This is a genomic window from Saccharomonospora xinjiangensis XJ-54 (genome assembly GCF_000258175.1).
GTDB lineage: Bacteria > Actinomycetota > Actinomycetes > Mycobacteriales > Pseudonocardiaceae > Saccharomonospora > Saccharomonospora xinjiangensis.
The window spans coordinates 688,704-704,955 of sequence record NZ_JH636049.1; the positions used below are offsets into that span (position 1 = coordinate 688,704).

The 16,252-nt window shown below is 68.7% G+C and carries 14 protein-coding genes and 1 pseudogene; 12 read left to right on the forward strand and 3 right to left on the reverse strand.

Annotation, left to right across the window (positions count from 1 at the left end; all coding sequences use genetic code 11):
* The first annotated feature begins 380 nt into the window (after nucleotides 1–380).
* From dpgA to dpgD, 5 genes are read left to right on the forward strand one after another with little or no spacing between them, the layout of a single operon-like run.
* Nucleotides 381–1,511, forward strand: coding sequence for a 3,5-dihydroxyphenylacetyl-CoA synthase DpgA (gene dpgA / locus SACXIDRAFT_RS02505; RefSeq protein WP_006236893.1), 1,131 nt, complete (start codon nucleotides 381–383; stop codon nucleotides 1,509–1,511).
* 28 nt (nucleotides 1,512–1,539) lie between these two features.
* Complete coding sequence (dpgB, locus tag SACXIDRAFT_RS02510; RefSeq protein ID WP_006236894.1) at nucleotides 1,540–2,277, forward strand: enoyl-CoA-hydratase DpgB; 738 nt, start codon at nucleotides 1,540–1,542, stop codon at nucleotides 2,275–2,277.
* The gene (gene dpgC / locus SACXIDRAFT_RS02515) at nucleotides 2,274–3,590 is read left to right on the forward strand and encodes a (3,5-dihydroxyphenyl)acetyl-CoA 1,2-dioxygenase DpgC (protein ID WP_006236895.1); all 1,317 of its coding nucleotides are present in this window, start codon (nucleotides 2,274–2,276) and stop codon (nucleotides 3,588–3,590) included. The genes dpgB and dpgC overlap by 4 nt, the downstream gene beginning before the upstream one ends.
* Nucleotides 3,591–3,636: 46 nt before the next feature.
* Nucleotides 3,637–5,118, forward strand: coding sequence for a benzaldehyde dehydrogenase (locus tag SACXIDRAFT_RS02520; RefSeq protein WP_006236896.1), 1,482 nt, complete (start codon nucleotides 3,637–3,639; stop codon nucleotides 5,116–5,118).
* Nucleotides 5,119–5,143: 25 nt separating this feature from the next.
* A complete protein-coding gene (dpgD, locus tag SACXIDRAFT_RS02525) occupies nucleotides 5,144–5,947 on the forward strand; it encodes an enoyl-CoA-hydratase DpgD (RefSeq protein ID WP_006236897.1) in 804 nt (267 codons plus the stop codon).
* A gap of 103 nt (nucleotides 5,948–6,050) precedes the next feature.
* On the opposite strand, the gene SACXIDRAFT_RS02530 is transcribed toward dpgD, so the two are convergent.
* Nucleotides 6,051–6,941 (reverse strand): IS701 family transposase, encoded by an 891-nt coding sequence (locus tag SACXIDRAFT_RS02530; RefSeq protein ID WP_050986899.1) that lies wholly within the window; start codon nucleotides 6,939–6,941, stop codon nucleotides 6,051–6,053.
* 328 nt (nucleotides 6,942–7,269) lie between these two features.
* Between SACXIDRAFT_RS02530 and SACXIDRAFT_RS02535 the strand changes: the two genes are divergently transcribed.
* From SACXIDRAFT_RS02535 to SACXIDRAFT_RS02550, 4 genes are read left to right on the forward strand one after another with little or no spacing between them, the layout of a single operon-like run.
* Nucleotides 7,270–8,133 carry a 3-hydroxyacyl-CoA dehydrogenase family protein gene (locus tag SACXIDRAFT_RS02535; protein WP_006236899.1) on the forward strand — a complete coding sequence of 288 codons (864 nt, stop codon included), beginning with the start codon at nucleotides 7,270–7,272 and terminating at the stop codon, nucleotides 8,131–8,133.
* Complete coding sequence (locus SACXIDRAFT_RS02540; protein ID WP_006236900.1) at nucleotides 8,130–8,414, forward strand: acyl carrier protein; 285 nt, start codon at nucleotides 8,130–8,132, stop codon at nucleotides 8,412–8,414. Before SACXIDRAFT_RS02535 ends, SACXIDRAFT_RS02540 begins: the two co-directional genes overlap by 4 nt.
* Nucleotides 8,407–9,519: an acyl-CoA dehydrogenase family protein gene (locus SACXIDRAFT_RS02545; RefSeq protein ID WP_006236901.1), complete on the forward strand. Its 1,113-nt coding sequence runs from the start codon at nucleotides 8,407–8,409 to the stop codon at nucleotides 9,517–9,519. Before SACXIDRAFT_RS02540 ends, SACXIDRAFT_RS02545 begins: the two co-directional genes overlap by 8 nt.
* An 18-nt stretch (nucleotides 9,520–9,537) precedes the next feature.
* Nucleotides 9,538–10,632, forward strand: a complete 1,095-nt coding sequence (locus tag SACXIDRAFT_RS02550) for an HAD-IIIC family phosphatase (protein WP_006236902.1) — start codon at nucleotides 9,538–9,540, stop codon at nucleotides 10,630–10,632.
* 10 nt (nucleotides 10,633–10,642) lie between these two features.
* Here the strand turns inward: SACXIDRAFT_RS02550 and SACXIDRAFT_RS02555 are convergent, their stop codons facing one another.
* Nucleotides 10,643–11,311 carry an O-methyltransferase gene (locus SACXIDRAFT_RS02555; protein ID WP_006236903.1) on the reverse strand — a complete coding sequence of 223 codons (669 nt, stop codon included), beginning with the start codon at nucleotides 11,309–11,311 and terminating at the stop codon, nucleotides 10,643–10,645.
* Between the two features lie 233 nt (nucleotides 11,312–11,544).
* Between SACXIDRAFT_RS02555 and SACXIDRAFT_RS02560 the strand changes: the two genes are divergently transcribed.
* On the forward strand, nucleotides 11,545–14,478 hold the full coding sequence (locus SACXIDRAFT_RS02560; RefSeq protein WP_006236904.1) for an ATP-binding protein: 2,934 nt from the start codon (nucleotides 11,545–11,547) through the stop codon (nucleotides 14,476–14,478).
* Between the two features lie 148 nt (nucleotides 14,479–14,626).
* Here the strand turns inward: SACXIDRAFT_RS02560 and SACXIDRAFT_RS02565 are convergent, their stop codons facing one another.
* Nucleotides 14,627–15,268: a TetR/AcrR family transcriptional regulator gene (locus SACXIDRAFT_RS02565; protein ID WP_232285235.1), complete on the reverse strand. Its 642-nt coding sequence runs from the start codon at nucleotides 15,266–15,268 to the stop codon at nucleotides 14,627–14,629.
* Between the two features lie 76 nt (nucleotides 15,269–15,344).
* Between SACXIDRAFT_RS02565 and SACXIDRAFT_RS02570 the strand changes: the two genes are divergently transcribed.
* Both SACXIDRAFT_RS02570 and SACXIDRAFT_RS23800 read left to right on the forward strand, forming a co-directional pair.
* Nucleotides 15,345–16,013, forward strand: coding sequence for a class I SAM-dependent methyltransferase (locus SACXIDRAFT_RS02570; protein ID WP_232285236.1), 669 nt, complete (start codon nucleotides 15,345–15,347; stop codon nucleotides 16,011–16,013).
* 64 nt (nucleotides 16,014–16,077) lie between these two features.
* Nucleotides 16,078–16,182, forward strand: a pseudogene (locus SACXIDRAFT_RS23800) (LuxR C-terminal-related transcriptional regulator); the annotation flags it as partial.
* Nucleotides 16,183–16,252 lie beyond the last annotated feature (70 nt).

The following is a 16,252-nucleotide window of genomic DNA, read 5'->3' on the forward strand; positions in this document are numbered from 1 at the left end:
TCAGGAATTGCCGAAAGACAATTACCGGAAGACTCGGTTATCGCCTGCTAATGACGCCATGCTAGCCAGCCGTCAGACCTGGGTTCAACCCCGAGTAGCTCTCAGGTACGACCCCGGAAAAGCACCCCCTACGCCTCCCCCAGTGCCCTTCGGGATCACCCCTCATGCCACCCCTGCCAGCGGTTTTACTCAGATCCTCGGCAGAGAGGAGAACCAGGGACACGGCTCGACCCGACAAAGTACCGCCGACTTGACAATCATCGAGAACGCCTTGCCATCCACTCTCCCACACGCCTAATATCCTGCCGAGTGAGTCAATTTTCGACGAACGTCTTTCACTCGGAACAATCGGCTGCCCCGACAGTTCTCGCGGAGTACTGATGACACAGACACAGCCGCTTCCGCACGTTTCGTCCGTGGCCGGCGACCCCGGTGCGGGCAACGCGCGCATCATCGGCGTCGGCACGGCGGTGCCCGCCTTCTCCTACTCGCAGCGGGAACTACTCGACATCTTCGGCATCACCGACCCCCGCGTGAGGTCGGTGTTCCTCAACAGTGCGATCGAGCGCCGCTTCCTCAACCTTCCTCCCAAGCTGCCCGACGGGACCCGGCACATGGAGACCCAGGGCGAGCTGCTCAAGAAGCACCGCACCCACGGCATCGAGATGGGCGCGCGGTCGCTCCAGGCGTGCCTCAAGCAGGCCGAGGCCGATCTCGACGACGTCAGCTACCTGTGCTGTGTCTCCTCCACCGGCTTTCTGACCCCGGGCTTCAGCGCGCTGGTCATCCGCGAGCTGGGCCTTCGATCCGACTGCGCCCGCCTCGACGTGGTGGGCATGGGCTGCAACGCCGGTCTCAACGGCCTCGGTGCGGTGTCCGGCTGGGCGAGGGCGCACCCCGGCAAGCTCGCCGTCCTGCTGTGCATCGAAGCGTGCTCGGCGGCCTACGTCTTCGACGGCACCATGCGAACGTCGGTGGTCAACAGCCTCTTCGGCGACGGTTCCTCCTCGGTGGCCGTGCTCGCGGGCGAGGACGACCGCGAGGGGCCCGCGATCCTCAAGTTCAACAGCTGCATCGTGCCGGAAGCGATCGACGCCATGCGGTACGACTGGGACGACGACGCGGGCAAGTTCAGCTTCTACCTCGACCAGGACGTGCCCTACGTGGTGGGAGCACACGCCGAGACGATCATCGGTGGCCTGCTCGCGGGCACCGGCCTTCGCAGGGACGACATCTCACACTGGATCGTGCACTCCGGCGGCAAGAAGGTCGTTGACTCCGTGATGGTCAATCTCGGACTGACCAAAAGGGACGTCCGGCACACCACGTCGGTGCTGCGCGACTACGGGAACCTCTCCAGCGGGTCGTTCCTGTTCTCCTACAGCGCGCTCGTTGACGAGGGCGTCGTGCGCCCCGGCGACTACGGCGTGCTGATGACCATGGGCCCCGGTTCCACCATCGAGACGGCCCTGATCCAGTGGCGTCCCGGCGACGAGCCCGGTCGCAGGTAGTTTCCCGACTAGCAGATTGGTGACTCAGATGCCCCCGACCGAGAAGGGCACGCTCGTGCTCGATCTGGCGGCCGAAGGTCCGCTCTCCCCCGAGCTGGTGCGCACGGTCAACGAGTTCTGCGATCGTGTCGAGGACCACGCGGAGAACTCGGATTCCGCCGCCGTCGCCATGGTCCGCCTGCACGGAGGTGAGAACGGTGCCACGGGGTCGTGGCCCGGTGGCGACGGCGGTATCCGGCTGGTCAACCGCTGGGAACGCGCCCTTCGCCGGATGGAACGGCTCGCCGCGGTCACCGTCGTGGTGCTCACCGGACGGTGCGCGGGCCCCGCTCTCGACCTGGTGCTGACCGCCGACTATCGGATCGCTGCCACCGGCGCCACGCTGGCTCCGCCGATCGACGCGGGGCATTTCTGGCCCGGCATGGCACTGCACCGGCTGGTCACGCAGATCGGTGTGGCCCGCACCCGCAGGCTGCTGCTGCGCGCGGGCGAACTGACCGCGGCGCGCTCCGCCGAGCTGGGCCTGCTCGACGAGGTCACCGACGACATCGACGGTGTGTCGGCGGCACGGGCACACGAGTTCGGCGGTGTCGCGGGCCCCGAGTTCGCGGTGCGGCGGCGCCTGGTGCTCGACGCACCGACCAGCGCCTTCGACGACGCGCTCGGCGTGCATCTCGCCGCCTGTGACCGCGCGCTGCGCTACGCGCGGCGCCTCGCCGAGCCGGAACCGGCCCCGGTCGCCGCTCTGACCGGAGGTGCCCGATGACCGCGACCGACCTGCCCACGGCCCAGCTCGGAAACTCCCTCGACACCGACGCGGCGGCACTCACCGCGCAGATCGGTGACTGCGAGGCCGCTCTCGCCGGCCTGCCGCCCAAACGTGAACGCTCCACCGCGCAGCAGTCCCTCGCCGACGGCCTGCACGACACGGCACGGCGGCTTCGCACCCGGTTCCTCGTCACACACGCCGAGAGCGTGTATCGCAGACTGACCGGTGACCTCACCGAGCGCCTCCGCCTTCGGGAGCTGGTCTACGCCGCCGCCACGGCGTTTCCCGGCCTTGTCCCGACAGAGCGGCAGATCGCCGACGAACTGCGCCTGCGGCAGGACGAGAAGGAAGGGCGCGAGATCGACCAGGGCGTGTTCTTCCGCGCGATGCTGCGCGACCGGATCGCGGGCCCGCACCTGCTGGACACGATGCTGCTGCCGACGGCACGGGCGCAGGAGCTCCTCCCGGAGTTCGCGGCGAGCGGGCAGGTCGATCTGGGACCGCTTCGGCTGGAACGCCGCAGCGGCGCCGCCTATCTGACCGTGTGCAACACCTCCGCGCTCAACGCCGAGGACAACGAGCTGATCGACGCCATGGAGACCGCCATCGACCTGGCGCTCCTCGACGAGGAGGTCAGGGTCGGCATCCTGCGCGGAGGGGAGATGACCCATCCCCGGTACGCGGGCAGGCGCGTGTTCAGCGCGGGAATCAACCTCTCCAAACTCCACTCGGGACAGATCTCCCTTGTGGATTTCCTGCTGCGGCGGGAACTCGGCTACATCGCCAAGCTGGTGCGCGGACTGCTGATCGACGACCACCCCGGCGCGTGGCCACGACGTTACCGCGACAAGCCGTGGATCGCCGCGATCGACTCGTTCGCTATCGGGGGCGGCGCACAGCTGATGCTGGTCTTCGACCACGTCATCGCGGCGGCCGACTCCTACTTCAGCCTCCCCGCCGCACAGGAGGGCATCGTGCCCGGTGCGGGCAATTTCCGGCTCACCCGCTCCGGAGGGCCCCGGCTCGCCAGGCAGGTGATCCTGTCGGGGCGCAAGATCTGGGCGCACGAGCCGGAGGCTCGGCTGCTCTGCGACGAGGTGGTTGATCCGCGCGACATGGACGCGGCGGTGGAGGCCGCCCGCGAGCTGCTCGACAATTCCGCCGTCGTGGCCAACCGCCGGATGCTCAACCTCGCCGACGAATCGCCTGACGCCTTCCGCGAGTACTTCGCCGAGTTCGCCGCCGAGCAGTCCCTTCGGCTCTACGGTGAGGACGTCCTCGACAAGGTGCGGCGGTCATGGGCTCGTTAGGCCGCCGTGCCCGCCTCCCGCATCCGCGCTCGCCCGGCGAGGGCTCATGACACGCGGCTGGGAGGAACGCGCCGCCGTGTTCGACGTGGAATCCGTGCGCGGTCAGGTGTTCAGCTCGGGCTGGCGGGAGGCGGGCGGCGGCAGTGTCGAGGTCACCGAACCCGCCACCGGCGCGGTTCTCACGGTCACCGGGATCGCCGACGCCGACGACATCCGTTCCGCCGTCCGATCGGCCGAGCTGGCGCAGCCTTCCTGGGCCGCGCTGGCTCCCGCCGACCGCGCGGCTGTGCTGCGCGAAGCCGCGTCGCTGCTCGAAACACACCGCGAGGACGTCGCGGCCTGGTTGATCCGGGAGGGCGGAGCGGTCGCGGCGAAGGCGGAGTTCGAGATCCGCTCGGCCATCGACGAGTTGTGGGCGGCGGCTGCGTTGCCGACCCAGCCTCACGGCTGCCTGCTGCCGGCCGACCCCGGTCACCACAGCGTCGGGCGCAGGGTTCCGCTCGGCGTGGTCGGTGTCATCAGCCCGTGGAACTTCCCGCTGGTCCTCGCGTTGCGGGCGGTGGCGCCCGCGCTGGCGCTCGGCAACGCCGTCGTGCTCAAACCGGATGTGCACACACCGGTGTCCGGCGGCGTGGTGATCGCCCGTCTCTTCGAGCTGGCGGGTCTGCCCCGCGACGTCCTGCACGTCCTTCCCGGTGACGCGGGGCCCGGCAGGGCGCTGACCGAGCACCCGGCCGTCGGCATGATCGCCTTCACCGGCTCCACCACGGCCGGTCGCGAGGTGGGCGCCGTGGCGGGACGGTCACTCAAGCGGGTCTCGCTGGAACTCGGCGGGAACAACGCGCTGATCGTGCTGGAGGACGCCGACCTCGACGCGGCGAGTTCGGCAGGCGCCTGGGGCTCCTTCCTGCACCAGGGCCAGATCTGCATGGCGGTGGGCAGGCACATCGTGGTCGAGTCGGTGGCAGGCGACTACGTGGAGCGCCTCGCCACGCGAGCACGGGGCCTCACCGTCGGTGACCCGTGGACCGGGAAGGTCGCACTCGGTCCGCTCATCAACACCACACAACTGTCCAGAGTGGATCGAATCGTGCGGGAGAGCGTCGCGGCGGGAGCGCACCTGTGTGCGGGAGGAGAGCCACGAGGACTGTTCTACCCTCCGACGGTACTCTCCGGCGTCACCGGGGACATGCCCGCGTTCACCGAGGAGGTTTTCGGCCCGGTGGCGCCAGTGATCGTCGTGCGGGACGAGGACGAGGCCGTCGAGGTGGCCAACCGCACCGAGTACGGCCTCTCCGCCGCCGTGCAGACCGGTTCGGCCGAACGCGGTGTCGCGATGGCCGCCCGCCTTCACACCGGGATCGTGCATGTCAACGGCCAGACCATCGACGACAACGCCTACGTCCCCTTCGGAGGGCGAGGCGCCTCCGGCAACGGAAGCCGCCACGGCGCCCCGCACAGCTGGGACGAGTTCACCCAGTGGCAGTGGCTCACCGTGCGCGGCACCGCCCCGCTCTACCCGTTCTGATCGCCGAACTCGACAGGGAGGCCCGATGCCGGACGAGAAGCCACGCGTCCGCTACCGCAAGGAGGGGCACGTCGCCTACGTCACGCTCGACCGGCCGGAGGTCCTCAACGCGATGGACCTGCGGATGCACGTCGAACTGGCCGAGGTCTGGGACGACTTCGACCGCGACGACACGATCTGGCTCGGCGTGCTGACCGGGGCTGGCGATCGGGCCTTCTCGGTGGGCCAGGACCTCAAGGAACTCGTCGCCAGGGTCGAGGGTGGCGAGGGCCCTTCGAGTTTCGGCAGTCGCGGGCGGCCGGGCTGGCCCCGGCTCACCGAACGGTTCGACCTGTCGAAACCGCTGATCGCCAGGGTCAACGGCTACGCGCTCGGCGGAGGGTTCGAACTGGCGCTGGCCTGCGACATCATCGTGGCGGCCGAGCACGCCACCTTCGCGCTTCCCGAAGCCCGCCTCGGCCTCGTTCCCGGCGCGGGCGGGGTGTTCCGGCTGGCGAGGCAGCTACCGTTTCGCACCGCGCTCGGCCATCTGATGACGGGACGGCGCCTTTCCGCCGACCGCGCACTGCACCTCGGTCTCGTCAACGACGTGGTGCCCGCCGACCAGCTGGACGACTGCGTGGCAGGGTGGGTGCGGGACATCCTGCGCTGCGCTCCGCTGTCCGTGCGGGCCGTCAAGGAGGCCGCGGCGGCATCGGTGGCGCTGCCGCTGGACCAGGCTTTCGCCACTCGCTACACGTGGGAGGACAGGCGGATGCACAGCCGCGACGCCCGCGAAGGACCGCTGGCGTTCGTGGAGAAACGCCCTCCGGTGTGGACTGGGGACTGAGGGGTCAGCGGAGTCTGAGGGGTGAGAGGGGCCAGAGGGACCTGACCTCGCCCGATCCAGTGCCCGATCCAGTGCCCGATCCGGGGTCGGATCCGGGGTCGGATCAGGCCGTCTCCCTGCCGTCCTCGGCGTAGGCGAGCCGCTCGGCGTTCGAGAACACCTGCGCGGCCGAGGCGAGTGTGACGTGCCGGTGCCAGCCGATCCACGATCTCCCCTCGAAATGACCAAGGCCGAAGCGCTCCACCAGTTCCTGCCTGCCCTGTTCCATGCGCCGCCTGATCTCCGTGGGGCGGATGACCGTGCCTGCCACCACCTCGCCGCCGACCCGCACCACGTAGGGCAGCCCGCGCCGGTCCAGTGCCGCCCTGAACCCGTCGCTGTCGCCGTATCCGTCGCCCGCCACCACGACGGGCGGGCGAAGCCCCCAGCCGACGAGGTCGTCGAGCATCTCCACCGCGAGCACCCACAGTGGACGGTGGGTTTCGGTGCGCGGGACGCCGCAGCGGTGGCGCCGCCGCGAGGTCTCGGCGACCGGTCCTTCGCGGTTCCATTCCAGCGGCACGAACAGCCGCCAGTTCACCGTCGCGGCGACGCTGTCACCGACCAGGTGCATGCTGGCACCGACCTGGCAGTTCGTGACTTTCCCCAGACCGGGGGCGTACTGCCGCGCCACGCAGGCGGACCCGGTGCCGTCCTTGGGAAACGCGAGATCGCCGATCACCCAGGCGACCGGTCGCACGAGCCGGCTGGCCCACCGCGCCAACCGCGCCCTGACCGGCATCAGCTCCCACGTCGAGGACGTGACGAACTGCTGGAGCACCTGGTGATCGATGCCGAGGCGGCGCGCCATCGGAAGCATCGATTTGCGCCCGCCGTCCAGCAGGAGTCCCCTCAGGTACAGTTCCGCCTTCGCGCGCTGGTCCGACCTCGCCAGCGAGGCGAAGACCTCCGCCGTGAATCTGGTCAAGCGGTCGCGCTCACCCACGTCGTCCACGCCTCGGTCACCCCTGTCCTGAGCTCCAGCGTGCGCCTTGAGGACCAGCGTCCCGAACGGCTCTAACAGCCGCCTAACACGACGTCTCCCGGCGGCGCGCGAGGCAGGAAGGCGGCGAATGGTGAGAACCGACCTGACAAAGTCCGTTTAGGGGACCCACTTTCTTCCCTCCGGTATTAGGGGCTTGACCGGGCAACTCGCGCGTCAATAGCCTCGTGTTCGCCGAGTTCTCACCGGTTCTGCCCCGGAGTTGATTTCCGCGGTCTTTTCCGGTGATTTCCGTTCCGAATTCGTGCTACGGCGGCGCGGCGACATCTGCGGAGGTTCGATGACGACCCACAACGCCCACCGCGTTGCCGTCGTGGGAGCCGGGGTGATGGGCACCAACATCGCCACGATGATTCTCGGGCACGGCGTCCCTGTGATCCTCACCGACCTCGGCGACACTGTCCTTGACCAGGCCAGATCCTCGATCTACGGCATGCTCCGGCACGCCAGGCTGCTGGGAGCCCAGCCAGCAGGAGTGCCACTCGGCGACCTGGTCACCACCACCGTCCCCGAGGAGGTGGCCGGGGTGACGGCCGTCATCGAGGCGGTGACCGAATCGACCGAGGTGAAGGCGAAAGTACTCGGCGAGTATTCCGGGCTCGTTCGCCCCGGAACGCCGATCATCTCGAACACCTCGGGAATACCTGTCGATGAAATGGCGAACTGGGTGGCACGGCCCGCCGAACTCGCCGGCACACATTTCATGAATCCGGCGTATCTGATCCGGATGGTGGAGGTGGTGCGGGGTCCGCGCACCGGCGACGAGACGATGGCCGCCATCACCGCGTTGCTCACCGCGCTCGACCGCCGCCCTGTCGTGGTCGGCGACTCGCCCGGTTTCGTCACCAGCAGGCTGCTGCACCCGATGATCAACGACGCGGCCCGGCTGGTCGGCGGCGGGACGGCCACAGCGGAGGCGGTGGACGCGCTGATGGAAGGCTGCCTCGGGCATCCCACCGGACCGCTGCGCACGGCCGATCTCATCGGCCTCGACAACCTCGCGGACTCTCTCCAGGCCATCTACGAGCGCACGGGCGACGAGGGCGCCCGCCCGTGCGACACGCTGCTGGCGAAGGTCCGCGACGGTGACCTCGGCCGCAAGAGCGGCAGGGGCTTCTACGACTACGGGAGGACGAAGCCGTGACCACGACCGACAACGTGCCGGACGCGGCGGCCATCGAGGCCGCGTTGCTCGACCTGCTCGAAGGGCGCACCAAGACGAAGCTCGACCGCGACCAGGAGTTGTTCTCCTCGGGGCTGGTCTCGTCCATGTTCGCCATGGAGCTGATCGTCCACTTGGAACAAAACTACGGGATCTCCATCACGGGGCCGGATCTGAAGCTGGACAACTTCCAGACCGTCGCGAAGATGACCGACCTCGTCCTGCGTCTGCGCGACGACTCGACGGCCCACTCCGGTGCCTGATCACCTCGCTGCCGAGCGAGCCCTCGTCGATTCGCTCGTCGCGGAGAACGCCGAGACGTGGGACCTCGCGGGTCGTATCCCGGCGGAGGTCCTGCGCGAACTCGGCACCGCCGGTCTGCTGTGCGCTCAGGTTCCCACCGCCCATGGCGGTCGCGGCCTCACCAGCGCGGACAACGGCGAGTTCACCGCCCATGTCGGCAGCCGGTGCAGCTCGCTGCGTAGCGTGATGACCTCGCAGGGCATGGCAGCGTGGACGGTGCAGCGGTTCGGCGACCGGAGCCAGAGGGACACGCTGCTCGCCCAGCTCACCAGCGGCCACCTCGCCGCCGTCGGCTTCTCCGAGCCGGAAGCCGGAAGCGACCTCTCCGCCATCCGCACCGAGATCCGTGCCGAGGGCGACACCGTGGTGGTGACAGGGCACAAGGTGTGGATGACCGCCGCCTGCTACGCCGACCTTTTGATCGTCGTCGGCCGGTTCGACGGCGGCGCGGCCGCGGTGGTGGTGCCGTCGTCGGCCGACGGCGTCAGGGTGCGCAAGGTCGCCGACCCACTCGGCTGCCGCGCGGCGGGACACGCGGAGGTCGAACTCGACGAGGTGCGGCTGCCCGCCTCCAGTGTTCTCGGCGGCGTCGGCCAGTCACTGCCACTGCTGCTCACCACCGCGCTGGCCTACGGGCGGTTCTCCGTCGCGTGGGGGTGTGTCGGCATCCTGCGCGCCTGTCTCGCCTCGGCGGCGGCGCATGCCGCGAACCGGACCCAGTCCGGCGTTCCTCTCGCGGGGCACCAGCTGGTGGCCCGGCACCTGGCCGAACTGGTCGCCGACGAACGGACTGCGGCGCTGGCCTGCGAAAGAGCCAGCCGCTGCTGGGACGAGGCGTCGCCGGACCTGGTCATCGCCACCGTGCTCGCCAAGCACGTCAGCGCGCGGAACGCCGCACGAGGGGCGGCGAGGGCCGTGCAGGTACTCGCCTCGGCAGGAGCACGGGACGGCCATGTCGTCGCGCGCGCCTACCGGGACGCGAAGCTGATGGAACTCATCGAGGGCAGTAACGAGATCTGCCAGCTGCTGCTCGCCGAGCACGCCGTCGCAGGCGCCTCACGTTGATTTCATCGAGGAGGGATCGTGCCCGACCCGCAGAATCTGGTGAAGTGCCTGGTCTGGGATCTCGACAACACACTGTGGCAGGGAACGCTGCTGGAGGATCGCGAGGTCCGGCTCGCCGACGCGGTCCGCGAGGTGGTCACCACACTCGACTCACGCGGCATCCTGCAATCGGTGTCCAGCAAGAACGACCAGGACCTCGCGCTGGCCCGACTCGACGAGCTGGGCATCGCCGAGTACTTCGTGCTGCCGAGGATCGGCTGGGGCCGCAAGTCCGACGCCGTCCGCGAGATCGCCGAGAAGCTGAAGTTCAAACAGAGCACCATGGCGTTCATCGACGACCAGCCCGCGGAGCGGGCCGAGGTGCTGTACCACCTGCCCGACGTCCGCTGCTACACCGCCGAACAGGTGCTCTCCCTGCCTGCCCTGCCCGAGTTCAGTCCCGCCACGGTGACCACGGATTCGCGCAGGCGCAGGCAGATGTACCAGGCCGGGTTCCGGAGGGAGGCCGAACAGGCCGCGTTCACCGGGCCCGACGAGGAGTTCCTGCGCTCGCTGCACCTCGAAATGGAGATCGGCAGGGCGAGTCAGGAAGACGTGAGCCGGGTCGAGGAACTCACGGTGCGCACCAGCCAGATGAACGCCACCGGCGTGCACTACTCGGACGAGACCTTGCGCGGGCTGCTGGACGACCCCGCGCACGAGGTGCTGGTGACCTCCCTGCGCGACCGCTTCGGCCCGCACGGGGCCGTCGGCGTTCTGCTGCTGCGCTTCCATCCCGGGGTCTGGCATCTGAAGTTGCTGGCGACCTCGTGCCGGGTGGTCTCCTTCGGTGCGGGCGCTGTGCTGCTGAACTGGCTCACCGACCAGGCCGCCCGCGCCGGGGTGCATCTCGTCGCCGATTTCCGCCGCACCGACCGCAATCGCATGATGGAGGTCGCCTACCGGTTCGCGGGGTACGGCGAGCAGTCCTGCGCCTGCCTCGACGAGCTGGTGACCGCGCCCGAGGCGGTGCAGCGACTGCACCTGCTTCCCGCGCCTCGCAGCGCGCCGACGACGATGCGGCTGACCGCCCCGGACCTGGCCGCCGACCACGCGGTGGCGGCCACGCCTTGAGGTTGACGCCTCACCCGGTCTTCTTGCGCGCCAGCGTGATCCCGTCAGCGCTGGGGAGCAGGGCCATCTCCACCCTGTCGTCGTCGCGGATGAACGTGTTCAGTTCACGCAGGGCGACCGTGTCGGGGTCCTGGATCCCGGGGTCGATCACCCTGCCGAAGAACAGCGTGTTGTCGAGCACGATGAGGCCGCCCTGGCGAACCAGAGTCAGGGCGGCCTCGTAGTACGCGCGGTATCCGCTCTTGTCGGCGTCGATGAACACGAGATCGAAACTTCCCGGCCCTCGCTCGGCCTCCAGCGCGGCGAGCGTGGCGGAACCCTCACCGATGCGCACGTCGATGCGGTCGGCGACCTGCGCGCGTTCCCAGTAGGGCCGTGCGATGTCCGGCCACTTCGTACTGATGTCGCATGTCACCAGCCTGCCGTCCGCCGGGAGAGCCCTGGCCATGCACAGCGTGCTGTATCCCGTGAAGGTGCCCACTTCGAGTACCTCCCGCGCCCCGACAAGGCTCACCAGCAGCGCCAGGAACTGGCCCTCCTCCGCCATCACCTGCATGGCCTCGCCCATCGGCAGCTGGGCTGTCTCGTGCCGGAGGTCACGCAAGATCTCGTCGTCCCTGAGGGACACGTCCCGAACGTAGTCGAGCAACTCGGGGGAATATTCGATCTGATTCGCCATAGGATCACGATAGAGGGAGAACCTGATCGGGACGAGTATCGGACTCGAACAGGACGTAATGCGTCCACAAACGACTACGACCTGACAAAGTCCGTTCCTTCGCGGCCGAAGATGATCACTGAATGCGAAGTTCGATACCGACCTTACCGGCGAACGCGTTAAAGAACACCACCCTTCGTGCACAGTCCGTAATATCTTTACGAGACGAATATTCCGACGGTAGATTTGATCCCGTGGAGAGGGATGCAGGGACGCTGATCGATCACAGCGAGTCACGACGGCATGCGGCACCGATCCGGGCAACACCGGGAGAACGGGCGAACATCGACGTGGTGGAACGGCATCGGGAAATCGCCGCGCTGCGGGAACTGTTCGCCCGGTCCCAGCGGGGGCACGGTCAGGTCGCCTTGCTCACCGGCGGTGTCGCCAGCGGAAAGACGAAGTTGTTGAACACGTTCGCCGATATCGCCTCCGAGAGCGGAGCTATCGTTCTCACCGCGACCGCGTCAAGAGCGGAGCAAATAATTCGATTGGGCGTCGTTGACCAATTACTGCAACAGGCGACATTGTCGAGGGAAGTGGCGGGGAACCTCGCCCTTTCGATCGAAGAGAACGGGATGTCCGCACCTCAGGACACCGACGGCGACCCGCCGCCACATCCGCAGGTGATTCGCGAGTTGTCGGCCACGCTGCTCGGACTCGCGTCCGACCGGCCGCTCGTGCTCGGCGTGGACGATGTGCAGTTCGCCGACAGCCAGTCCCTTCAGGTACTCCTGCACCTGCAACGCCGGATGCGTTCGGCGCCCGTCCTGCTGATCCTCACCGAGTGGTCCCAGCCGCGCCCGAGGCAACTGCCGTTCCACATCGAGATCGCCCGCCTGCCCTACTTCAGCAGGCTCCGGCTCGCCCCCCTGTCGCAGGCCGGTGTCGCGGAGCTTCTCGCCCAGCGCTTCGACCCTGTGACGGTCCGCCAGCTCGCGCCTCCCTACTACCAGGCCAGCGGCGGGAATCCGTTGCTGCTGCACGCGCTGATCGAGGACTACCTCAGCTCCGAACACCCGGTGTCCCCGGAGTCGCGAGCGGCGCCGGTGGTGGGGGACGCGTTCGCGCAGGCCGTCCTCGCCTGCCTGCAACGGTGGGAACTCACGCTCTTCCAGGTCGCGCGCGGCCTGGCGCTGCTCGGCGAACACGGCTCGCCGCACCGGCTGGGACGGCTGCTCGGGATGACGGCGGACTCGGCCGCGCAGGTGCTCGACGTGCTCACCATGGCGGGTCTCGTGGAGAACGGCGGTTTCCGGCATCCCGGTGCCAGAGCGGCCGTGCTGCGGGATTTCCCGCCCGACGAGCGTTCGGCACTGCACGCGCACGCCGCCGAACTGCTCAACCAGGACGGGGAATCGGCGACAACGGTGGCAGGCCACCTCATCGCGGCGAACCGCGCCGACGGCCGATGGGCCGTGACCGTGCTCAGGGAAGCCGCCGAACTCGCGCTGGAACACGACGAGGAGATGCTGGCCGCCGCGTGCCTCGAACTCGCCCAGCGCGAATGCGCCGACGAGCGGGACCGCGCGATGCTCACCGAGCTACTCGCCAGAGCGGAATGGCGTTCTCGCCCCGCCACCGCGGGCCACCGCATCAACGGGCTGAAGAAAGCGCTGCGGGACGGCTACCTGAGCGACACCGGCTCGCTGACGCTGGTCAAGTACCTTCTGTGGCACGGGAAGGCGGACGAGGCCGCCGCGACGCTGCGCTCGCTGTTGCGCCGGCAGGACCCCGGCGAGCGGGGTGAACTCCAGCTAGCCTACCTGCTGTTGACGTTCTCCCACCCTCCGCACTTCCCCAGGCATTCCGACGTGGGCTTCGATGTGGTCGGCGACGGCGCGTTACCCCCTGCCGAGGCACCAGGGCGGCGAGCCGCGGCGGCACTGGGTGCCGTGCTGACGCGGGGACCGCTCGACACCGCCGTTGACGCGGCGGAACACATCCTGCAGACCTGCGCGATGACCGACCGGTCGCTGGACACGCTGCTCCACGCCCTGCTGACACTGGTCTACGCGGAGAGGTCCGACCGCGCCGCTGTGCTCTGCGACTCGTTGCTGGCCGAAGCGGACCACCGGCGCGCCACGGCATGGCGGACGCAGTTGCGCACCGTCAGGTCCGACATCGCGATGCGGCTCGGCGATCCGCTTCTCGCCGCCGAACATGCCAGGGCCGCGCTCGATCAGCTGAGCGCGAAGGAATGGGGTGCCGGCATCGGCACGCCACTGTCCACCTTGCTCCTCGCGACCACGGCCATGGGTGACTTCGCCGAGGCGGCCTCGTTGCTGAAGCACCCGGTTCCCTCGGACATGTTCACCACCTGGTTCGGGCCGCCCTACCTCTACGCGCGGGGCCAGTACTTCCTGGCAACGGGCCGCCCCACCGCGGCGCTGAACGACTTCCGGCAGTGCGGTGCGCTGATGACCGAGTGGAACATCGACCATCCCGCGATCGCGCCGTGGCGCAGCGGCGTGGCACAGGTACAGCTGCTGCTCGGCCGAGCAGGACAGTCCAGGCAGTCCCTTGTGGACCAGATGGCGCTACCCGGCGCCGGTGCGCGCACGAGGGGCGTCTCGCTGCGGCTGCTCGCCGCGTCGTCGCCGCCGGCGCTGCGGACGCACCAGCTGGAGGAGTCCACGAAGCTGCTGCTGGAATCCGGCGATCAGCTCGAACTCGCGGCCACACTGGGCGCACTCGCCGAAGCCAGCCGCGCCGACGGGGACCAGGCCAAGGCGCGCGAGACGCTGGAGCGCGCGGTGGAACTCGCGCGAGGCTGCCATGCGACGGCCCTGCACCAGCAACTGGTGTCCAGCGGCGAGGCCTCGGGCGAGCACGGTGGTGCGTCCCGGGAGACCGATGGAGTCGCCTCGCTCACCAAGGCCGAGCGCAGGGTCGCGGCGCTGGCCGGGCTGGGACACACCAACCGCACGATCAGCCGCAAGCTCGGCATCACCGTGAGCACGGTGGAACAGCACCTCACCCGCGTCTACCGCAAACTCAACGTGCGAAGCAGGGCCGAACTCCCCTCGGGTCTCCCGCTGCACCCGGTACCCACGATCGCGGCGAGCGACCGGGAGGAGGGGCCGATCACCGCCCTGCACCGGCGTGCCCCGGCCGCCCAGTGCTGAGGGTGACTGTGAGATACCACGGCCATTGGTCAAGCCCTCCCAGCTTCTCCTGCCCGGGTGGGCGCACTCGGAAGCTTTCGTCACCGAGATGGGCTTCGACAGGCTCGGCGCCCCTCCACGAGTGATTATCCGACTCCAAGTCACCCTCTCAGTCATGACGGCGTTGGCCGACAAGGAAGTCCAATACGGTCTCGGCAAGACGGGATTCGACGTCTACGGAATCGGGTGCGGTGGCACGGCGGAACTTCTGCGACGCCGTCAGGGATAGCAGCCACCATGCGCCGGCCTCGACGTCCAGATCGGCCCGCAGCTCTCCGGCGCAGCGGCCGTGCTCGAGCACGGCCGCGAGTGCAACGGCGATGCGGCGGGTCGCATCTTGTGAGGCCGCCTCGATCACGGGCTCGCCGGTGATGGCGGAGGCATCGGCGAAGAGTGCGCCGATCGACCCCGGAGTGTGCACACGCTGCAGGTGCACAGGGTCCAGGACAGTGGCTAGCAGCGCCGACACCGACTCCTGCCGTGCCACGAAGTCCGCCAACCAGGCGCAGATCTGATCCGCGCGCCGGCGCACCGCCGCCGCGAACAGCTCGGCCTTGGTGCCGAAGTTCTGAAAGATCACCGGCTCACTCACGCCGATCCGTCGCGCTACCGCAGCCGTCCTCGCACGCTGGTAGCCAACCTCGGCGAACACCTCGGTCGCCGCCACCAGGATCGATTCGCGGCGCTGCGGTCCTGTCATCCGGGAACGCCCCGCCATCGCGCGGCCCGACGGCCCCTGCTGTTCGGTCATGTCCGCATCGTATCCACGCTTGCCCATTAACTTAGTGACGACTAAGCTCAACTCGTCCTTAGTCGCCACTAAGTTAGTGAGGGTTCTCATGGTCTTCAGACATCTCCTGCGCGGGCGGGCACAGGCGGACGCGCCGGGCGCGCTTCGGCAAGCTCGGCTCTACGATCTGATGTCCCTGGTCGTATTCAACCGACACCGACGGCGCGTCTACGGCAGGATCGTCGAACTCAGCGGGGCGCAGCCCGGTGACCGCGTGCTCGATGTCGGATGCGGGCCCGGGTATCTGACCGCACTGGCCGCCGGTGCTGTGGCATCCGAGGGAGATGCCGTGGGAATCGACCCGTCAGAACCGATGATCGACCGCGCCCGGCAGGTCCGGGGCCACGGCAATTGCTCCTTCGAACTCGGCAAGGCCGAGGCGCTGACTGCCCCCGACGCCTCGTTCGACGTCGTACTCTCGAGTTTGGCTCTGCACCATGGACCCGAAGCCGCACGCGCCAAGGCCATATCGGAGATGTACCGGGTGCTGCGTCCAGGAGGCTGCGCCGTGGTAGTCGATTTCCGACCACCGCAGGGTCGCCTGGGTCAGCATCTCGCCGGAGTGTTGGCAGGCAACGACATGCGACACAATCCGATCGACCGCCTCGCCCCGATGGCCCAGGACGCGGGTTTCACCTCGGTCACGAGCGGCGACCTCGGCTTCTCCCTCCACTATGTGCGGGCCTACCGACCCGTTTCCCCGTAATGGCTGCGTAAGCAGCTCCAACACCGTGGCGCTCGAGTGAACGCCGCACCGTGGCAGCCGCCGGGTGAGGCGGACCACCAATCGCACGATCAGCCGAGAACTTGGCATCATCGTGAGCACGGTGGAACAGCACCTCACCCGCGTCTACCGCGAACTCAACGTGCGAAGCACGGCCGAACTCCCCTCGGGACTCCCCTTGCACCCGGCCGGGGAGATCACCGACGTCCTACCGCTGAGCG

Excerpts from the sequence above, each read along its gene's own strand:
- SACXIDRAFT_RS02535 (WP_006236899.1), top strand. The coding sequence starts at position 7,270 with ATGACGACCCACAACGCCCACCGCGTTGCCGTCGTGGGAGCCGGGGTG.
- dpgD (WP_006236897.1), top strand. The coding sequence starts at position 5,144 with ATGCCGGACGAGAAGCCACGCGTCCGCTACCGCAAGGAGGGGCACGTC.
- dpgB (WP_006236894.1), top strand. The coding sequence starts at position 1,540 with ATGCCCCCGACCGAGAAGGGCACGCTCGTGCTCGATCTGGCGGCCGAA.
- dpgA (WP_006236893.1), top strand. The coding sequence starts at position 381 with ATGACACAGACACAGCCGCTTCCGCACGTTTCGTCCGTGGCCGGCGAC.
- SACXIDRAFT_RS02520 (WP_006236896.1), top strand. The coding sequence starts at position 3,637 with ATGACACGCGGCTGGGAGGAACGCGCCGCCGTGTTCGACGTGGAATCC.
- SACXIDRAFT_RS02565 (WP_232285235.1), bottom strand. The coding sequence starts at position 15,268 with ATGACCGAACAGCAGGGGCCGTCGGGCCGCGCGATGGCGGGGCGTTCC.
- SACXIDRAFT_RS02555 (WP_006236903.1), bottom strand. The coding sequence starts at position 11,311 with ATGGCGAATCAGATCGAATATTCCCCCGAGTTGCTCGACTACGTTCGG.
- dpgC (WP_006236895.1), top strand. The coding sequence starts at position 2,274 with ATGACCGCGACCGACCTGCCCACGGCCCAGCTCGGAAACTCCCTCGAC.